Raw genomic sequence first — 15,914 nt, 5'->3', positions numbered from 1 at the left:
CTCAGCGGGTCGCGGCAGCCAGCGCCTGCAGGACGTGCACGTAGCGCCGGCCGGTCGCCCGCGTCATGCCGATCTCACAGGTGCGGTTGCTGGAGACGTATGCCGTGGCACCCGTCTGGGCGACCTCCTCGGCCTCGCGCCGGCTCGCTGAGGCGGTCAGCTCGGGGTGCAGCAGCCCGCGGTCGCCGGCGAAGGCGCAGCAGCCCCACGACACCGGCACCACGACGTCCTCGCCGAACGCGGCGGCGACCCGCACGAGGGCCTCGGTGGTGCCGGCGCGGTGCGAGGAGCAGGTCGGGTGCACGACCACCGAGGGGAGCCGTCGGCGCACCGTCAGGGCCGGGAGCAGGTGGTCGGCCACGAACTCCACGGCGTCGACGACCCGCAGCTCCGGAGCGCGGGTGGCCAGCATCTCCACCAGGCCCTCGGCGCACGAGGAGGCGTCGACGACCACCGGCAGCCGGCCACCCTCGGTCGCCGCGCGCAGCGCGGGCACCACCCTGGCCGCCATCACGTCGTAGCCGGCGGTGAAGCCCTTGGACTTCCAGGGCGTGCCGCAGCACAGGCCTCCGAGGTGCTCGGGGGTGCGCACCGCGACCCCGGCCCGGTCGCAGAGCTCGAGCAGGGCGGGCCCGGACCCCTGGGCGCCGCTGCCGGCGCCGCCTTCGGGGCCGAACATCTGCCCGACGCAGGCCCCGAAGACCACGGCCTGGGCATCGTCGGCCCGACGGGCGATCCGGCGCCCGCCCCCCGCGGGCAGGCCCGCGTCGTAGAGGGGGACGGTGTCGGCGCCCACGACACGCCGGCCGGCCGCGGTGAGCGCCGTGGGCACGGCGCTGGGCAGGATGCGGGCGATGCTGAGCCCGGCACTGCCCAGCAGCGCCGCGCCACCCCAGCCACGGGCCGCCGCGGACCACAGCGCCCGGGCCGGCGCCGGAGCCGACTCGCGGCGCAGCCGCCGCACCAGGTCGCCGGTGTTGATCAGCACGGGGCAGGCGGTCACGCACATCCCGTCCACCGCGCAGGTCTGCTCCCCGGCGTAGACGTAGTCGCGCTCAAGCTCCTCGGCCAGTGCGAGGTCGCCACGGCTGCGCGCGCCGACCATCTCGCGGCGCAGCACGATGCGCTGGCGCGGGGTCAGGGTGAGGTCACGGGAGGGACAGACCGGCTCGCAGAAGCCGCACTCGACGCACCGGTCCACCTCCTCCTCCACCGGGTGGCTGGGCTTGAGGTCCTGGAGGTACGACGTGGGGTCCTCGGACAGCACGTTGCCGGGGTTGAGCAGCCCACGGGGGTCGATGAGGTCCTTGATCTCGCGCATCACGGCATACAGCTCGTCGCCGTACTGCCGGCGGACGAACGGGGCCATGATGCGGCCGGTGCCGTGCTCGGCCTTCAGGGTGCCACCCTGGCCCAGCACGAGGTCGACCATGTCCTCGGTGAACGCGGCGTAGCGCTCCAGCGAGGCGGGGTCGTCGAAGACCTCGTTGACGAGGAAGTGGACGTTGCCGTCCTTGGCGTGGCCGAAGATGACCGACCCCTGGTAAGCGTGCCGGTCGAAGAGCTCGGTGAGCGCCACACACGTGTCGCCCAGCACGTCGACCCCGACGCAGACGTCCTCGAGCAGCGCGCTCGTGCCGGCGGGGCGGTGCCCGGCGACCGCCGTGTACAGACCCTTGCGGACGCGCCACAGCCGGGTGCGGTCGGCCGCGTCGGTGGTGAGCTCGAACGGCTGCACCGGCAGGGAGCGCAGCGCGCGCTCGGCGCTCGCGGTCAGGTCGGTGAGCTCCTCGGTGGAGGTGGCCTGGTACTCGAGCAGGATCGCCGCGTGGTCGCGGATCTCGAGCTGCCGGATCACCTCGGGGCACGTGGGGTCGATGAGCGAGGCGGTCAGCGAGGCGGCGTCGAGCAGCTCGGCGGTGGCGGTGCCGGTGGCGACCATGCCGGGCACCGCGGCCGTCGCCGTGCCGATGTCGTCGAAGACGAGCAGCCCGGTGGCCCGGTGGCTGGGCACCGGGACGGTGCGGAAGACGGCCTCGGCGACGAAGCCGAGGGTGCCCTCGCTGCCGATCATCAGGTGCCGCAGGATCTCCAGGGGGTCCTCGAAGTCGAGCAGGGCGTTGACGCCGTAGCCCATGGTGTTCTTCATCGCGAAGAGCCGCCGCACCGTCGCCACCGAGGCGGGGTCGTCGAGCACGCGGCGGCGCAGCCGGGCCAGCCCCTCCCACAGCGCGGGGTGCTGGGCCCGCAGCGCCGCGGACGCGTCCGGCGCGGCGGTGTCCACCCGGTGTCCGGTCGGCAGCACGAGCACCATCGAGTCGAGCGTGGCGTAGGTGTTGAGCTCGGTGCCGCACTGCATCCCGCTGGAGTTGTTGGCGATGACCCCGCCGAGCGTGCACGCACCCTCGCTCGCCGGGTCGGGCCCGAGGGCCCGGCGGTAGGGGCTGAGCACCGCGTTGACATGGCGCACCGTGGTGCCGGGCAGCACCCGCACCCGGTGGCCGCCGTCGAGCACCTCGACCCCCTCGAAGTGGCGGCGGGTGTCGACCATCACCGCGTCGCTGACCGACTGGCCGGACAGGCTGGTGCCCCCGGCGCGGAAGGTGACAGGCGCCCCGGCCGCGTCGCAGGCGCGCATGACCGCCGCCACCTGGTCGGTGGACGCGGGCCGGACGACGACCTCAGGGGTGAGCAGGTAGTGCGACGCGTCGTGCGCCATCGCGTGGCGGTCCAGCGCCCGCCGGCTCACCGCGGCCTCGCCCACGTCGAGCTCCAGCTGCGCGCCGAGTCGGGCCCAGTCGCCTGCTGTGGTCGGCCTCACACCGCACACCATCCCACGGATCCACGACGAGTGAGCGGGCGCCCGGTCCCTCGTTGTTAGCGTGGGCCTGTGACCAAGCCGTTCTGGGGCCAGCTGGCCGCTGTGCTCGTGACCTTCGTGGCCGTCTCCGCACTGTCCATCGCCGACGGTCGCACCGACCAGGAGTCCGTGCTGGGCATCGGGCGGCTGGCGATCGCGGCGGTGCTGGCGGTCATCACGATCCAGCGCGTCCAGCGGATCGTGCAGCGGGACCGGGAGGCCCGGCCGAGGCAGGCGCTGGTCGTCCTGGCCGGGATCGAGACGGTGTATGTCGTGCTGGCCGCGGTCGCGCTGCTGGCCGGCTGGGCGGTGGTGGACGGCCCGGTGCCGGTGCTGCTGGGCCTGTTCCTGCTGGCGGTGCACGGCACCCTCGCGACGACGCTGGAGTGACGGGTGTGACCCGCGCCATACTGGCGGGGTCCGCACTCTCACATTGGAGGCATGATGGGCACCACCAGAACGATGGGCATGGTTGTCGCCGTCCTCGGCGTCCTCATGGTCGTGGCGGGGGCCGTGACCTACTACCTGGTCCACGACGAGCTCGCCAGCGAGAACATCACCGTGGCGGAGGATGCCGACTTCCTGGCCGGTGACGCGGTGGACGGACCGTTCTCCGCCTATGCCGAGGCGCAGATCATCGGCAAGCACGCCGAGGAGTCGACCGGAGGGCTCACCTACGCAGAGCTCGACCGGGAGGACCCGCTGCGCGACGTGGCGATGAACGCCTCGTTCCTGCGGGCCTCGCTGTTCACCTCGGTGGTCGCCTTCGGGGTGGCCGCCATGGCGATGGGGGTCGGCCTCGCCTTCCTCCTGACCGGCGTGGGGCTGATGGCCGCGGGCCGGCCGGTGGTCGCGGCGGACCGCGCCAGAGCGACCGTCTGAGACACGCGTCGAAGCCTGCCTGCTGACCCGGAGAGAGGGAAGGTCAACAGGCAGGCTTCGGTCCGTGTGCCGCTCAGATGAAGAGCAGCTGCCCACCCTCGCTGATGTCCATGAAGTCGGAGGCGCTGATGACGGCCTCCACGCCCTCGTAGAGGTCGTCCTCGGTCATTCCCTGCATGTCGTAGGACATCTTGCAGGCCCACAGGTGGGCGCCCATGGCCTGGATCTGCTCGAGCATCTCGGGCACCGGGGGGATCTCCAGGTCGTCGATCTGCTTCTTCATCATCTTCGTGGCGACCGTGGTCATGCCGGGCATCGCCGTCACGACCTGGGGCACCGACTTCCACCGCCACCCCGGCCGCACCGACCCGGCCTGCGAGACGTGCATGGCCGTGTTGCCCACGGGGGTGAACTTGAGGTCGTTCATCGTGTGCTTGTTGATCATGTCGAAGCCCCAGAAGGTGAAGAACAGGTGGGTCTCGATGCCCTCACCCAGGGCCGCGGTGGCCAGGACCAGGGCCGGGTAGGCCATGTCCAGGTTGCCCTTGGAGCAGATGATGACGAACTTGCGGTCGGCGGCCTCGTCGTCGCCGAAGTCCGGCACCAGCGTGGGGGCCAGGTCGGGGGTGGTGGTGCTCATGTCGATCGTCCTTTCACGGACTGCGGGGAGGAAGGAGGGGAGGCCGGGCGGGGGCTCACACGCAGCCGACCGGCTTGGGCACGCCGGCGATGTAGGACATCTTCTTGGCGGGCTTCTTCGGGAAGAGCTGGAAGAGCTCCTTGATCGGGATGCCGCCGACGGTGGAGACCCGGCGCAGGGTGGGGGTCTCTCCCTTGACGGCGTGGTCCTCGCGCACGAAGCGGATGACCCGCCAGTGGGCGTCGGTCAGGGTGATCCCGATCTGCGCGGCGAGTGCGGTCCCCAGCTCCTCGTCCCACTGGGACGGGTCGGTCAGGAAGCCCTCCTCGTTGACGTCGAGCTGGCGTCCGGCGAGCGTGGTGGTGGCCATGATGGTTCTCTTTCTCCTGGTGGTGTGCGCGTGGGGGGTCAGGCGGCGGGCCGGTTCTTGCCGGCCATGGACATCTGGGTGGGGACGGGCAGCTTGTGGCCGGGCAGGAGCACGTTCCAGTAGGCCCAGCGGAAGCTCAGCTTGCCGAGGTGGTTGAAGCGGGACTCCTGCAGCAGCCGCAGCGGCCCGACCTTCGCCAGCGGGAAGGTGCCGGTCAACGGCTCGGTGTCGTAGTTGAAGTCCAGGAGCATGCCCTTGCCGTAGCCGGACTCGATGAAGCAGTTGGCGTGCCCGTCGAAGCGGTGCGTCATCGGCCTGCCCTCGACGAGCTGCAGGAAGTTGTCGACGAAGATCTCGACGGAGAAGTGCGCGACCGAGCCCGCCTTGGAGGTCGGGATGTCCGAGGCGTCACCCAGCGCGAAGATGTTGGCGTGGGCGCTCGACTGCATCGTGCCCTTGTCGACCGGCACGAAGCCGAGCTCGTCGCCCAGGCCCGAGCGGGTCACGAACTCGGCGCCCATGTTCAGCGGCACGGTGACCAGCAGGTCGAAGGGCACCTCGCGCTCGTCGTAGGAGACCAGGGTCTTGGTGTCGGTGTCGATCCGCTCGACCATGAACTCCGGCTCGATCGCGATGTTGCGGTCGGCCAGCAGGTGGCCGATCTCGGCCGAGGCGACGGGCTTGGTGAACGCGCCGTCCAGCGGTGTCACGTAGACGATCTCGACCTTGTCGCGCAGGCCCTTCTTGGTGAAGTAGGCGTCGGCCAGGAAGGAGAACTCCAGGGGGGCCACGGGGCACTTGATCGGCATCTCGGTGATGTGCATGACCAGACGGCCGCCGGTGAACGAGGCGAGCGCGTCCCGCAGGGCCGTGGCGCCCTCGAGGGTGTAGAAGTCGAAGATGCTCCGGTGCCACTCATCCTCGGCCATCCCGGGGGTCTGGTCCGGCCGGGGCGTCGTGCCGCTGGCGACGACCAGGTAGTCGTAGGGAAGGGTGCGTCCGTCGGCCAGGTGGACCACGTCGGCCTCCGGGTCGATGCGGTCGATCTCGGCCTCCACGAAGGAGACGCCCTTGTGCAGGTGCCGGCGGCGCGGATGCACGACGTCCTCGGGCTCCAGCTCACCGAACGGGACGAACAGGTAGCCGGGCTGGTAGTGGTGGCGGTCGTCACGGTCGACGACGGTGATGCCCCACTCGCTCTCGGGGAGTGCCTTGCGCAGCTTGTTGACGATCATCGTGCCGGCGGTTCCGGCACCCAGGACGACCAGGTTCCTCATGACATGCCCTCTCTCTCGGGGGTCTCCGGGGAGGGCACGTCAGAAGGTCATGGCGTGTCCCCGTCGCCGGGGACCTCTGCCTTCGACTATACGGGAGGGGGTATGTGTTCCACCATCCGCGCGACCATGATGTCGATCACGGACCAAAGTCCCTTGCGGCGGTGAAGATGCAGGTCACAGAGGTTCTGCGGTGTCACGGGTGGTATCGCGCCGGACATGCGGGAGCCGCACGCTCCTCTGCGGACTGCGTGCGGCTCCGGTCGTCTGCTCGGGGCGTCGTTGGCCCGGGCATCGTCAGCGCGCGAGCTCGGCGATGCGGTCGTACTGCGCGCGGGGGCCGGCGGCGAGGACGGCGTTGCCGCGACGGACGCTGGCGACGATGCCGCGCGGGCTGCGCAGCGAGGTGCGCTCGGCGGCGGGGGTGGACTTCTGGCCGACGACGGCCAGGGCGGCGGTGGTGGCGACGACGAGCACGACGGGGATGAACATGGCTTACGACCTCTCTTGGGCGGCAGGCGTTCCGCTGCCGTTCGGGCGCACCCTTCGCGGGTGCGCCCGGTCATCGTCTCCTGCCGGGACCCTTAAGCACAAGTTCACGGCCCTAATGTGATCTGCGTAGCATCGCTACAAGGTCGAGGGGTCGGTCAGCCCGGCCAGCCCGCGACGTCCCGCAGGCCCGAGCCGTCCCCGAGGGCACTGCTCGGCACCACGCTCAGCGAGCCGTCCGGCTCCAGCACGACAGCGGCCACGAGCGCCACCGACCCCTGTCCCGCTGCCCGCACTGCCTGGTCCAGCTCGCCGCGGGTGAGGCGCACCTGCCGCAGCTGCTCGTCGAGCACCTGGCCGTCCCGCACGACCAGGGTGGGGGAGGCGTTGACGAACCAGCGCCCGCGGGGCAGCCACGTGGTCACCCTGGCGACCACGAACTGGGCACCCACCAGCACCGCCATCGCGGTGAGGGCGGCGAGCCAGGTCGTCTGCGGGTCGAGCACGGCGGTCGCCAGCACCGAGCCGATCGCCACCGTGGTGACGAAGTCGAAGGCGTTGAGCTTGCCGAGCGTGCGCTTGCCGCTGACCCGCAGCAGCACCACCAGGGTGGCGTAGGCGGCGACGCCGACGAGCAGGATGCGCAGGACGACCGACCAGTCGGCGAGCCACATGAGGGGCACCTCTCATCGGGGGGTGGACGTACCCGGCCATGACACCAGAGATCCGCTCGGCTCGCGGGCCGCGCCCGCCGATGGTTGCCTGGACGCCATGAGCAAGGACCAGCTGACCTTCGACAACCCCGTCGACCGCCACCCCCGGGTGGACCCGCCGAAACAGGACCAGGAGATGCCCGGCCTGGACGCCGAGCTGACGCCGAAGGCCGACCGCGGCGAGACGTCATACCGCGGCACCGGCCGGCTGCTGGGCCGCCGGGCCCTGGTCACCGGCGCCGACTCCGGCATCGGCTCCGCGGTCGCGATCGCGTTCGCCCGTGAGGGCGCCGACGTGGCGCTGAGCTACCTGCCCGCCGAGGAGGAGGACGCCACGAAGGTGGCGGCGCTGATCGAGGCGGAGGGCCGCACGGTGGTGAAGCTGCCCGGCGACGTCATGGACCGGCAGTGGTGCGGCGACCTCGTCGAGCAGGCGGTGCAGGGGCTGGGCGGCCTGGACATCCTGGTCAACAACGCCGGGCGCCAGGTGGCCACCGAGCAGCTCGAGGACCTCACCGACGAGCAGCTCGACGAGACCATGAAGACCAACGTCTACGCGATGTTCTGGGTCACGCGGGCCGCGGTGCCGCACATGCCGCCCGGGTCGGCGGTCATCTCCTCGACCTCGGTGCAGGCCTACAGCCCCAGCGAGCACCTGCTCGACTACGCCTCGACCAAGGCGGCCATCAACGCCTTCACCAAGGGTCTGGCCAAGCAGCTGGCCCCCCGCGGCATCCGCGTCAACGCGGTGGCCCCCGGGCCGGTCTGGACGCCGCTGCAGGTGGTGGAGGGCCAGCCCAAGGAGGCCCTGCCCGAGTTCGGGCACAGCACCCCGCTGGGTCGGGCCGGCATGCCGGTCGAGCTGGCGCCGGCCTACGTCTTCCTGGCCTCGGCCGAGTCCAGCTATGTCCTCGGCGAGACCCTGAACGTCAACGGCGGCCAGGACTCACCCTGACGACCTTCACCTGGCACGAGGACGGCCCGCAGCCATCGGCTGCGGGCCGTCCTCGTGCGGGCGAGGCTCAGAAGCTGTTGCTGCTGGAGGCGTCCATGATCCCCAGCGACAGCACGGCGACGAAGATGATGATGCCGATGACGAGGAAGGCGAGCGAGACCACGCCGAGCCAGAAGCCCACGGTGCCCAGCGTGCCGTTGTTGGCGGTGCCGGCGGCCTGCGCCGCCTGCGCCTTGCGGCCGTAGATGATGGCCACGATGCCCAGGATCTGGCAGGCGAACAGGCCGATGATGCCGGTCACCAGCGAGATGACACCGAAGTTGTTGTCGCGGTCGTTCGGCGCCCCTCCGCCGTAGTAGCCGGGTGCGGCCTGGTAGCCGGCGTCGGAGCCGTAGCCGTAGGAGGGGGTGCTGCTGTAGCCGCCCTGCTGCGGGGACCCCTGGGAGTGGTCGCCCTGGCCCTGCGAGGGAGTGCCGTAGGGGTCGCTGGACCCCTGGGACTGGTCGTCACCGCCGTAGGGCGGGGGAGGGGTGCTGGACATGTGTGTCTCCTGAGGGTCGGTGGTCAGGTGAGAGGGGACAGGAACGGTGCGAGCACCGGGACGTTGCGGAGAACCCCGAAGGCGACGATAGCGACGATGAGGGTCCACACCAGGCCGATGCGGTCGAGGAAGTCGGTGTGTCGCCCGCGCCAGGCGCGCACCAGCCAGAGCACCCACAGCACGACGGCGACGGGCAGGGCCAGCGTCACCAGCGGGTTCAGGCCCATCGCGACGTCCCACTGGCCGTGGGTGAGCGCATGGACGGCGCGCGTGCCGCCGCAGAAGGGACAGAGCAGACCGGTCGTCAGGCGCAGCGGACAGAGCCCGTAGCTGCCCTCCTGGGCGGGGTCGTAGACGTGCACCAGGAGCGTCGCCGCGGCGACCGCACCCCCGGTGAGCAGGGCGGCACGCACGCCGGGGCCGCGGCGTCCCTGCCGGTATGCCGTGCCGGCCCGCCCCGCGGGGGGCACGGTGTGCGTCGAGCTCACGATCCCCAGCCTAGGGGTCCACCGCGACCGGAGGTCGGGGTGCTGTCGGCGTGCTGTGCGACAGTGGCACCTATGGACGACCGGACAGTGACCACGCCCCAGCAGCTGGCCGACGACCCAGGGTTGTCCGACTGGCGCCACCTGGCGGGCACCCTGCAGGCCCGCTTCCGGACCGGGTCCTTCGCGCGGGGTGCGGCCCTGGTCGCCGCCGTCGCCGAGGTGGCCGACGAGCTCGACCACCATCCGGACGTCGACCTGCGCTACAGCCACGTGACGGTGGTGACCAGGAGCCATGACGTCGGTGCTCTCACCCGCCGCGACGTCGCCCTGGCCGTGCGGGTCAGCGCGCTGGCGGCCGACGCCGGCCACCCCGCGTGCCCACACGAGCCGGCGGTGCTGGAGATCGGGCTCGACGCCGTCGACCTTCCCGCCGTCCGCGCGTTCTGGCAGGCCGTGCTCGGCTACGACGACGTGGACGGTGCCCTCGTGGACCCGGCCGGTCGCCTGTCGCCCCTGTGGTTCCAGCAGATGGACCCGCCGCGCACCGAGCGCGGCCGCTTCCACCTCGACCTGACCGTGCCGCCCGAGATGGTGGAGAAGCGGATCTCCGCTGCCCTCGCGGCAGGCGGCCGTCTCGTCACCGACGCCTTCGCGCCCTCCTGGTGGGTCCTGGCCGACCCCGAGGGCAACGAGGTGTGCCTGTGCACCTGGCAGGCCCGTGACGAGCGCGGCGCCCACGACCCGGCGCTGCGGGGCTGAGCCGGTGCGCCCTGGCACCGGCGTGTCCGTGTGAAGGACGCGCAGGGTGAAGGACACAGAGTGTGAGGGACACAGCGTGAAGGACACAGCGTGAGCGGTCCTCCACGGGCGCTGGCGCTGGCGGTCGGGCTCGCCCTGGCGGGGTGCAGCAGCACGGCGCCCTCGACCCTGACCCTCGAGCCGCCGTCCCCGACGTCCCCGACGTCCACCGTCACCACGTCGACCGCACCCACCTCGCCCGCACCCACGGGCACGGCCGCCCCCGCGCCGACGCAGCCCTGCAGTGACGTCGGGCCCGTCGCCCCGTCGGAGTCCGTGGCGGCGACGGAGGTGGCCTTCGGAGAGGCCTACGACCTCACCATGGTCGACAACGAGGTGCTGGAGGACGACATCATCGAGCTCACCGTGGGCGCCCCGGTGCTGACCGCGCTCCCCGGTGCCACGGCAGACCAGCGCACGGGCTGGCAGGTGGAGGTCGAGGCGCGGCAGATCTCCGGTGCGCCCGGGGTGAGCCTGTTCGACCTGCTGCTCACCGACGCGCAGGGCGGCTCGTGCAGGCTGGACGCCGCCGAGCCGGAGACCGGCCGCCTCGCGCCCGGGGAGGCCGCACGGCAACGGGTGCGCCTGACCTTCGAGGTGGCGGGCGGCTCCGTCGACGACTACACCTTCTATCTCCTCGACACCCGAACCAGGGAGGCGGTGCTCCGATGGCGATGACGGCGGTCTCGGCCGGTGACCAGGCCCGGCTGCGCGACCTACGCCGGATGCGCGCAGTCGCGACCGGTCTCTTCGTGCTCGCCGCGGTGGTCTTCTTCCTCACCCTCGGCCGTGACGGCGGGTGGGGCTACGTGCATGCCGCCTCCGAGGCGGCCATGGTGGGGGCGATCGCCGACTGGTTCGCGGTGACGGCCCTCTTCCGGCACCCGCTGGGCATCCCGATCCCGCACACCGCGCTGGTGCCCCGCCGCAAGGACGCGCTGGCGACCAGCCTGGAGCAGTTCGTCGCCGAGCACTTCCTCACGCCGCAGGCGCTGCGGGAGCGCTACCTCGACGCCGAGGTGGTGCTGCGCACGGGCGAGTGGCTCACCGACCCCGTGCACGCCGAGCGGGTGGTCGCCGAGGCGGTGCCGCTGGTCTGCCAGGCGCTGGACCGGATCGGGCACGACGACGCGCTGGAGTTCGTGGACCAGACGCTGCTGCCGCGGCTGCGGGCCGAGCCGGTCAGCCCGGTCGCCGGGCACCTGCTCGAGGCGGTCGTGGAGGACCGGTCCCACCACGGGCTGGTCGACCTGGCGGCCCGGGAGCTCCACGCGTGGCTGTCGACGCACGAGGAGGACGTCAGCCGCATCGTGTCCTCCCGGGCGCCCTGGTGGTCGCCGTCGTGGGTGGACGACAAGGTCGTGGGCCGGGTCTACGCCGAGCTGCTCGCCTGGTCGCGCGAGGTCCGTGACGACCCGCGGCACCGGGTGCGGCAGGCCCTCGACTCCTACCTGCGTGACGTCGCCCGCGACCTCCAGCACGACCCGGCCACGATGGCTCGCGCCGAGGCGCTCAAGGAGCGGCTGCTGCGGCACCCGCAGGTCGGTGAGACCGCGGTGGCGGTCTGGGAGACGGTGAAGGCGACGGTGGTCGAGGCGCTGGAGGACGCGCACGGCCCGCTGCGCTCCCGGCTGGCCGCCGAGGTCTCGGCCTTCGGCCACCGGGTCACGACCGACCAGGCGCTGCGCGCCCGGCTCGACGCCTGGAGCGCCGACGCCGTCGTGGCCCTGGTCGAGCGCTACGGCACGGAGGTGACCAGTGTCATCTCCTCGACGATCCAGCAGTGGGACGGCAAGGTGGCCTCCGACCGCATCGAGCTGCACGTCGGGCGCGACCTGCAGTTCATCCGCATCAACGGCACGGTGGTCGGCGCCCTCGTCGGCCTGGTGCTGCACACGGTCACCCAGCTGGTGACCGGCTGAGCGCCGGCCTGTGGACAGCTTCTGCGGGCCTGCGGCGCCGGCGGGCAGCATCGGCGGCATGAGCTTCGAGGACCTGCCGGCCGACTGGCCGCACCGACCGTTGACCGACCCCGACTTCGTGCACGACGTGCTCGACCTGTGCGTCAGCGACGCCGACCGCCGCGAGGGAGGCCTGGCGTTCCTGGCGCTGCGCCCCGACCTCACCCTGGCCCAGCCGACGTTCGTGGCCGGCGAGCTGCCGCGGCTGGAGCGCCACACCCTGGTGCGCAACCTGGTGCAGGCCCTGAGCCATGCGGAGCCGGACGCACGCTTCGTCGTGGGCATCGCCCACCGGCACAGCGCCCTGACCGATGCCGACCGCGAGGTGCACCAGGTGGTCCTGGAGGTCTGCGCCGAGCAGGGGGCCGACGTGCTGAGCACGCACCTGGTCACGGCGTCCGGCGTCACCGCCCTCCCGGGGCCGCTGCGACGGCGACGGGCGGCGTAGGGATTGGCGCCGGCTGCGAGCGACCTATCCTGAACGGCATGTCCCCCCGTCGCACCGCTCCAGATCGTGCTGCGCGGGAGCAGCGCCACCAGGAGCGGCTCGCGGCCCGCCGGGCAGCACTGCCTGCCCGCATCACCTACCCGGCGGAGCTGCCCGTCGTCGAGCGCCGGGACGACATCGCGGCAGCGGTCCGCGACCACCAGGTCGTCATCGTGGCCGGGGAGACCGGCTCGGGCAAGACCACCCAGCTGCCCAAGATCTGTCTGGAGCTGGGCCGGGGCGTCCAGGGCACGATCGGCCACACCCAGCCACGGCGCATCGCCGCGCGCTCGGTGGCCGAGCGGATCAGCGAGGAGCTGGGGGTCGAGCTGGGCACGACCGTCGGCTACCAGGTGCGGTTCACCGACCGCTCGCGCCACGACACGCTGGTCAAGGTGATGACCGACGGCATCCTGCTCGCCGAGCTGCAGCGCGACCGTGACCTGCGCCGCTACGACACGCTCATCATCGACGAGGCGCACGAGCGCAGCCTCAACATCGACTTCATCCTCGGCTACCTCAAGCAGCTGCTCCCGCGGCGCCCCGACCTCAAGGTCGTCATCACCTCGGCGACCATCGACCTGCAGCGCTTCGCCGAGCACTTCGCCCAGCCCGACGGCACCCCGGCCCCCGTGGTCGAGGTGTCCGGTCGCACCTACCCGGTCGAGGTGCGCTACCGCCCGCTGGTCCGCCCGGCCCCGCCCGGGACGAAGGGCGAGGCCGACCAGGTCGTCGACATCGACCAGGTCACCGGCATCTGCGAGGCGGTCGAGGAGCTGTGGACCGAGACGCCCGCGGACGGCGCCGGCAGCGACATCCTCGTGTTCTGCTCCGGCGAGCGGGAGATCCGCGACGCCAGCGAGGCGCTGGCCGCGCTGCAGCTGCCGGCCACCGAGGTGCTGCCGCTCTACGGCCGGCTCTCCGCCGCCGAGCAGCACCGGGTGTTCGCCCGGCACAGCGGCCGCCGCATCGTGGTGTCCACCAACGTCGCCGAGACCTCGCTCACCGTGCCCGGCATCCGCTATGTCATCGACACCGGCACGGCCCGCATCTCCCGCTACAGCCAGCGCCTCAAGGTGCAGCGGCTGCCCATCGAGCCGGTCAGCCAGGCGAGCGCCCAGCAGCGCTCCGGTCGCTGCGGCCGGCTCTCCGACGGCATCGCCATCCGGCTGTACTCCGAGGAGGACTTCGCCTCGCGACCGGAGTTCACCGACCCCGAGATCCTGCGCACCAACCTGGCCAGCGTCATCCTGCAGATGACCAGCCTGGGCCTGGGGGAGGTCGCCCGCTTCCCCTTCCTGGAGCCCCCGGACTCGCGCCAGATCGCCGACGGCGTGCGGCTGCTCGAGGAGCTGCAGGCGATCGACCCCACCGCGCCGGCGCACCTGCCGCGCAGGCGGCTCACGGCATACGGCAAGGCGATCGTCACCCTCCCGGTCGACCCGCGGCTCGCCCGCATGCTCATCGAGGCCGAGCGCAACGGCGCGCTGCGCGAGGTGCTCGTCATCGTCGCCGCCCTGTCGATCCAGGACCCGCGCGAGCGGCCGGCCGACAAGCAGGCCCAGGCCGACCAGTCGCACGCCCGGTTCCGGGAGGGCACGGCCGAGGACTCCGACTTCCTGGTCATGCTCAACCTGTGGGACTACCTGCGGCGACAGCAGAAGGAGCTCTCGGGCAGCGCCTTCCGCCGCATGTGCCAGCGCGAGTTCCTGCACTACCTGCGGGTGCGCGAGTGGCAGGACCTGCACACCCAGCTGCGCCAGGCCACGAGGTCGCTGGGGCTGACCCTCAACGACAGCGAGCCCTCACCCGACCAGATCCACCAGTCGCTGCTGCCGGGGCTGCTCTCGCTGGTCGGGCTCTACGACCGCGACAAGCGGGAGTATGCCGGTGCCCGGGGTGCGAGGTTCCACATCCAGCCGGGCTCGACGCTGTTCCGCAAGAACCCCGACTGGGTCATGACCGCCGAGCTCGTGGAGACCACCCGGCTGTGGGCGCGCGTCAACGCGCGCACCGACCCCGCCTGGGTGGAGCGTGCCGCGGCACACCTGGTCAAGCGGTCCTATGCCGAGCCGCGCTGGTCGCGCTCCCGGGCGAGCGCGGTCGCCGACGAACGGGTCACCCTCTACGGCGTGCCGCTGGCCGCCGGGCGTCCGGTGCCGCTCGGCCGGGTCGACCCGGAGACCGCGCGCGACCTCTTCATCCGGCACGCCCTCGTCGAGGGCGACTGGGACACCCGGCACGAGTTCTTCCACGCCAACCGGCGCCTGGTCCGCGAGCTCGGCGAGCTGGAGGCCCGGGCCCGGCGCCGCGACATCCTCGTGGACGACGAGACCCTGGTGGGCTTCTACGACGCCCGGCTGCCGGCCGAGGTGGTCTCCGGCGCCCACTTCGACACCTGGTGGAAGCAGCAGCGCCGCACCGACGCCGACCTGCTGACCTTCACCGAGGAGCTGCTGGTCAGCGACGACGCCGACGCGGTGAGCCAGACCGACTACCCCGGCACCTGGCGCCAGGGCGAGCTGGAGCTGCGCGTCACCTACCAGTTCGAGCCCGGCTCGGACGCCGACGGCGTCACCGTCCACGTGCCCATCGAGGTGCTCAACCAGCTGCGCCCCGACGGTTTCGACTGGCAGGTGCCGGGGCTGCGCGAGGAGCTGGTGACCGCGCTGGTCAAGGCCCTGCCCAAGGAGCTGCGGCGCAACTTCGTGCCCGCCCCCGACCACGCCCGCCAGGCGCTGCGCGAGATGGACCCCGGGCAGGGCCCGGTCGCCGAGGCGCTGGCCCAGCGGCTCAGCGCACGGGGGCTGGTGCGCGTGCACGCCGACGACGTCGACTGGGCGAGGGTGCCCGACCACCTGCGGGTCACCTTCCGGGTGGAGCGGCTCGTGCGCCCCGGCGGCAAGAAGGGCAGAGCACGCGGACGGGTGGAGATCCTGGGGGAGGGCAAGGACCTGGCCGCGCTGCAGGCCGAGCTGGCGCCGGCGGTGCGCACGACGATGGCCCGCGCGGCCTCGGCGGTCGAGCGGCAGGGGCTCACGACGTGGGACTTCGGGCGGCTGCCGGAAACCTTCGAGCAGCAGGTCGGGGGTCGCACCGTGCACGGCTACCCGGCGCTGGTCGACACCGGGTCGGCCGTCGACATCCGGGTGCTCGGCACCCGGTCCGAGGCCGACCGGTCGACCCTGCTCGGCGTGCGCCGTCTGCTGCTGCTCGGCACGACCCCACCATGGAAGCGCATCCTCGCCCTGCTCAGCAACCAGCAGAAGCTCTCCCTGGGGCACAACCCGCACGGGTCGGTGCCGGCCCTGCTCGAGGACGCGCTGGCCGCCGCCGTCGACTCGGTCGTCGCCGAGATGCCGGGCGCCACCGTGCGCTCCCCGGAGGACTTCGACCGGGCGCTCGCCGGGGTGCGCCAGCAGACGACGCCGCGCGTCATCGAGATCGTGGAGCACC

At 72.3% G+C, this 15,914-nt stretch carries 16 protein-coding genes; 8 read left to right on the top strand and 8 right to left on the bottom strand.

Annotated elements, in window-relative coordinates:
* Position 1: 1 nt before the first annotated feature.
* Complete coding sequence (locus LVO85_RS00080; protein WP_232745261.1) at positions 2 to 2,821, bottom strand: FAD-binding and (Fe-S)-binding domain-containing protein; 2,820 nt, start codon at positions 2,819 to 2,821, stop codon at positions 2 to 4.
* A gap of 69 nt (positions 2,822 to 2,890) precedes the next feature.
* On the opposite strand from LVO85_RS00080, the gene LVO85_RS00075 reads away from it, so the two are divergent.
* A complete protein-coding gene (locus LVO85_RS00075; RefSeq protein WP_232745260.1) occupies positions 2,891 to 3,250 on the top strand; it encodes a hypothetical protein in 360 nt (119 codons plus the stop codon).
* 51 nt (positions 3,251 to 3,301) lie between these two features.
* On the top strand, positions 3,302 to 3,742 hold the full coding sequence (locus LVO85_RS00070) for an aromatic ring-opening dioxygenase LigA (RefSeq protein WP_232745258.1): 441 nt from the start codon (positions 3,302 to 3,304) through the stop codon (positions 3,740 to 3,742).
* A gap of 73 nt (positions 3,743 to 3,815) precedes the next feature.
* Here LVO85_RS00070 and LVO85_RS00065 read toward each other — a convergent pair whose 3' ends face one another.
* From LVO85_RS00065 to LVO85_RS00045, 5 genes are all read right to left on the bottom strand, one after another.
* Positions 3,816 to 4,382, bottom strand: coding sequence for a DsrE/DsrF/DrsH-like family protein (locus LVO85_RS00065; protein WP_232745257.1), 567 nt, complete (start codon positions 4,380 to 4,382; stop codon positions 3,816 to 3,818).
* A 55-nt stretch (positions 4,383 to 4,437) separates the two neighbouring features.
* Positions 4,438 to 4,752: a TusE/DsrC/DsvC family sulfur relay protein gene (locus LVO85_RS00060; RefSeq protein WP_232745255.1), complete on the bottom strand. Its 315-nt coding sequence runs from the start codon at positions 4,750 to 4,752 to the stop codon at positions 4,438 to 4,440.
* Positions 4,753 to 4,790: 38 nt separating this feature from the next.
* Positions 4,791 to 6,029 (bottom strand): type III sulfide quinone reductase, selenoprotein subtype, encoded by a 1,239-nt coding sequence (sqr, locus tag LVO85_RS00055; protein WP_232745254.1) that lies wholly within the window; start codon positions 6,027 to 6,029, stop codon positions 4,791 to 4,793.
* Between the two features lie 294 nt (positions 6,030 to 6,323).
* Complete coding sequence (locus LVO85_RS00050) at positions 6,324 to 6,518, bottom strand: hypothetical protein (protein WP_232745253.1); 195 nt, start codon at positions 6,516 to 6,518, stop codon at positions 6,324 to 6,326.
* A 155-nt stretch (positions 6,519 to 6,673) separates the two neighbouring features.
* Positions 6,674 to 7,189: a DUF421 domain-containing protein gene (locus tag LVO85_RS00045; protein WP_232745251.1), complete on the bottom strand. Its 516-nt coding sequence runs from the start codon at positions 7,187 to 7,189 to the stop codon at positions 6,674 to 6,676.
* Positions 7,190 to 7,286: 97 nt separating this feature from the next.
* On the opposite strand from LVO85_RS00045, the gene LVO85_RS00040 reads away from it, so the two are divergent.
* A complete protein-coding gene (locus LVO85_RS00040) occupies positions 7,287 to 8,183 on the top strand; it encodes an SDR family oxidoreductase (RefSeq protein ID WP_232745249.1) in 897 nt (298 codons plus the stop codon).
* Positions 8,184 to 8,250: 67 nt separating this feature from the next.
* Here the strand turns inward: LVO85_RS00040 and LVO85_RS00035 are convergent, their stop codons facing one another.
* The gene (locus LVO85_RS00035) at positions 8,251 to 8,724 is read right to left on the bottom strand and encodes a DUF4190 domain-containing protein (protein ID WP_232745248.1); all 474 of its coding nucleotides are present in this window, start codon (positions 8,722 to 8,724) and stop codon (positions 8,251 to 8,253) included.
* A gap of 23 nt (positions 8,725 to 8,747) precedes the next feature.
* A complete protein-coding gene (locus tag LVO85_RS00030; protein ID WP_232745246.1) occupies positions 8,748 to 9,212 on the bottom strand; it encodes a DUF2752 domain-containing protein in 465 nt (154 codons plus the stop codon).
* A gap of 72 nt (positions 9,213 to 9,284) precedes the next feature.
* On the opposite strand from LVO85_RS00030, the gene LVO85_RS00025 reads away from it, so the two are divergent.
* The 5 genes from LVO85_RS00025 to hrpA all read left to right on the top strand — a co-directional run.
* Complete coding sequence (locus tag LVO85_RS00025) at positions 9,285 to 9,971, top strand: VOC family protein (RefSeq protein WP_232745244.1); 687 nt, start codon at positions 9,285 to 9,287, stop codon at positions 9,969 to 9,971.
* 90 nt (positions 9,972 to 10,061) lie between these two features.
* Positions 10,062 to 10,688, top strand: coding sequence for a hypothetical protein (locus tag LVO85_RS00020; RefSeq protein ID WP_232745243.1), 627 nt, complete (start codon positions 10,062 to 10,064; stop codon positions 10,686 to 10,688).
* On the top strand, positions 10,679 to 11,932 hold the full coding sequence (locus tag LVO85_RS00015) for a DUF445 domain-containing protein (RefSeq protein WP_232745241.1): 1,254 nt from the start codon (positions 10,679 to 10,681) through the stop codon (positions 11,930 to 11,932). Before LVO85_RS00020 ends, LVO85_RS00015 begins: the two co-directional genes overlap by 10 nt.
* A gap of 58 nt (positions 11,933 to 11,990) precedes the next feature.
* Positions 11,991 to 12,419, top strand: a complete 429-nt coding sequence (locus tag LVO85_RS00010) for a hypothetical protein (protein ID WP_232745240.1) — start codon at positions 11,991 to 11,993, stop codon at positions 12,417 to 12,419.
* A 38-nt stretch (positions 12,420 to 12,457) separates the two neighbouring features.
* The coding region (gene hrpA / locus LVO85_RS00005; protein ID WP_232745239.1) for an ATP-dependent RNA helicase HrpA at positions 12,458 to 15,914 on the top strand (3,457 nt) is incomplete at its 3' end.

Source organism: Ornithinimicrobium sediminis (genome assembly GCF_021272345.1).
Lineage (GTDB): Bacteria > Actinomycetota > Actinomycetes > Actinomycetales > Dermatophilaceae > Ornithinicoccus > Ornithinicoccus sediminis_B.
Note: the sequence above shows the minus strand (reverse complement) of the source record. Positions and strands in the feature narration are given on the sequence as shown.

Bases quoted from the DNA above. Each gene is read 5' to 3' on its own strand.
- LVO85_RS00070 (WP_232745258.1), top strand. From the start codon at position 3,302: ATGATGGGCACCACCAGAACGATGGGCATGGTTGTCGCCGTCCTCGGC.
- LVO85_RS00065 (WP_232745257.1), bottom strand. From the start codon at position 4,382: ATGAGCACCACCACCCCCGACCTGGCCCCCACGCTGGTGCCGGACTTC.
- LVO85_RS00060 (WP_232745255.1), bottom strand. From the start codon at position 4,752: ATGGCCACCACCACGCTCGCCGGACGCCAGCTCGACGTCAACGAGGAG.
- sqr (WP_232745254.1), bottom strand. From the start codon at position 6,029: ATGAGGAACCTGGTCGTCCTGGGTGCCGGAACCGCCGGCACGATGATC.
- LVO85_RS00050 (WP_232745253.1), bottom strand. From the start codon at position 6,518: ATGTTCATCCCCGTCGTGCTCGTCGTCGCCACCACCGCCGCCCTGGCC.
- LVO85_RS00045 (WP_232745251.1), bottom strand. From the start codon at position 7,189: ATGTGGCTCGCCGACTGGTCGGTCGTCCTGCGCATCCTGCTCGTCGGC.
- LVO85_RS00040 (WP_232745249.1), top strand. From the start codon at position 7,287: ATGAGCAAGGACCAGCTGACCTTCGACAACCCCGTCGACCGCCACCCC.
- LVO85_RS00035 (WP_232745248.1), bottom strand. From the start codon at position 8,724: ATGTCCAGCACCCCTCCCCCGCCCTACGGCGGTGACGACCAGTCCCAG.
- LVO85_RS00025 (WP_232745244.1), top strand. From the start codon at position 9,285: ATGGACGACCGGACAGTGACCACGCCCCAGCAGCTGGCCGACGACCCA.
- LVO85_RS00015 (WP_232745241.1), top strand. From the start codon at position 10,679: ATGGCGATGACGGCGGTCTCGGCCGGTGACCAGGCCCGGCTGCGCGAC.
- LVO85_RS00010 (WP_232745240.1), top strand. From the start codon at position 11,991: ATGAGCTTCGAGGACCTGCCGGCCGACTGGCCGCACCGACCGTTGACC.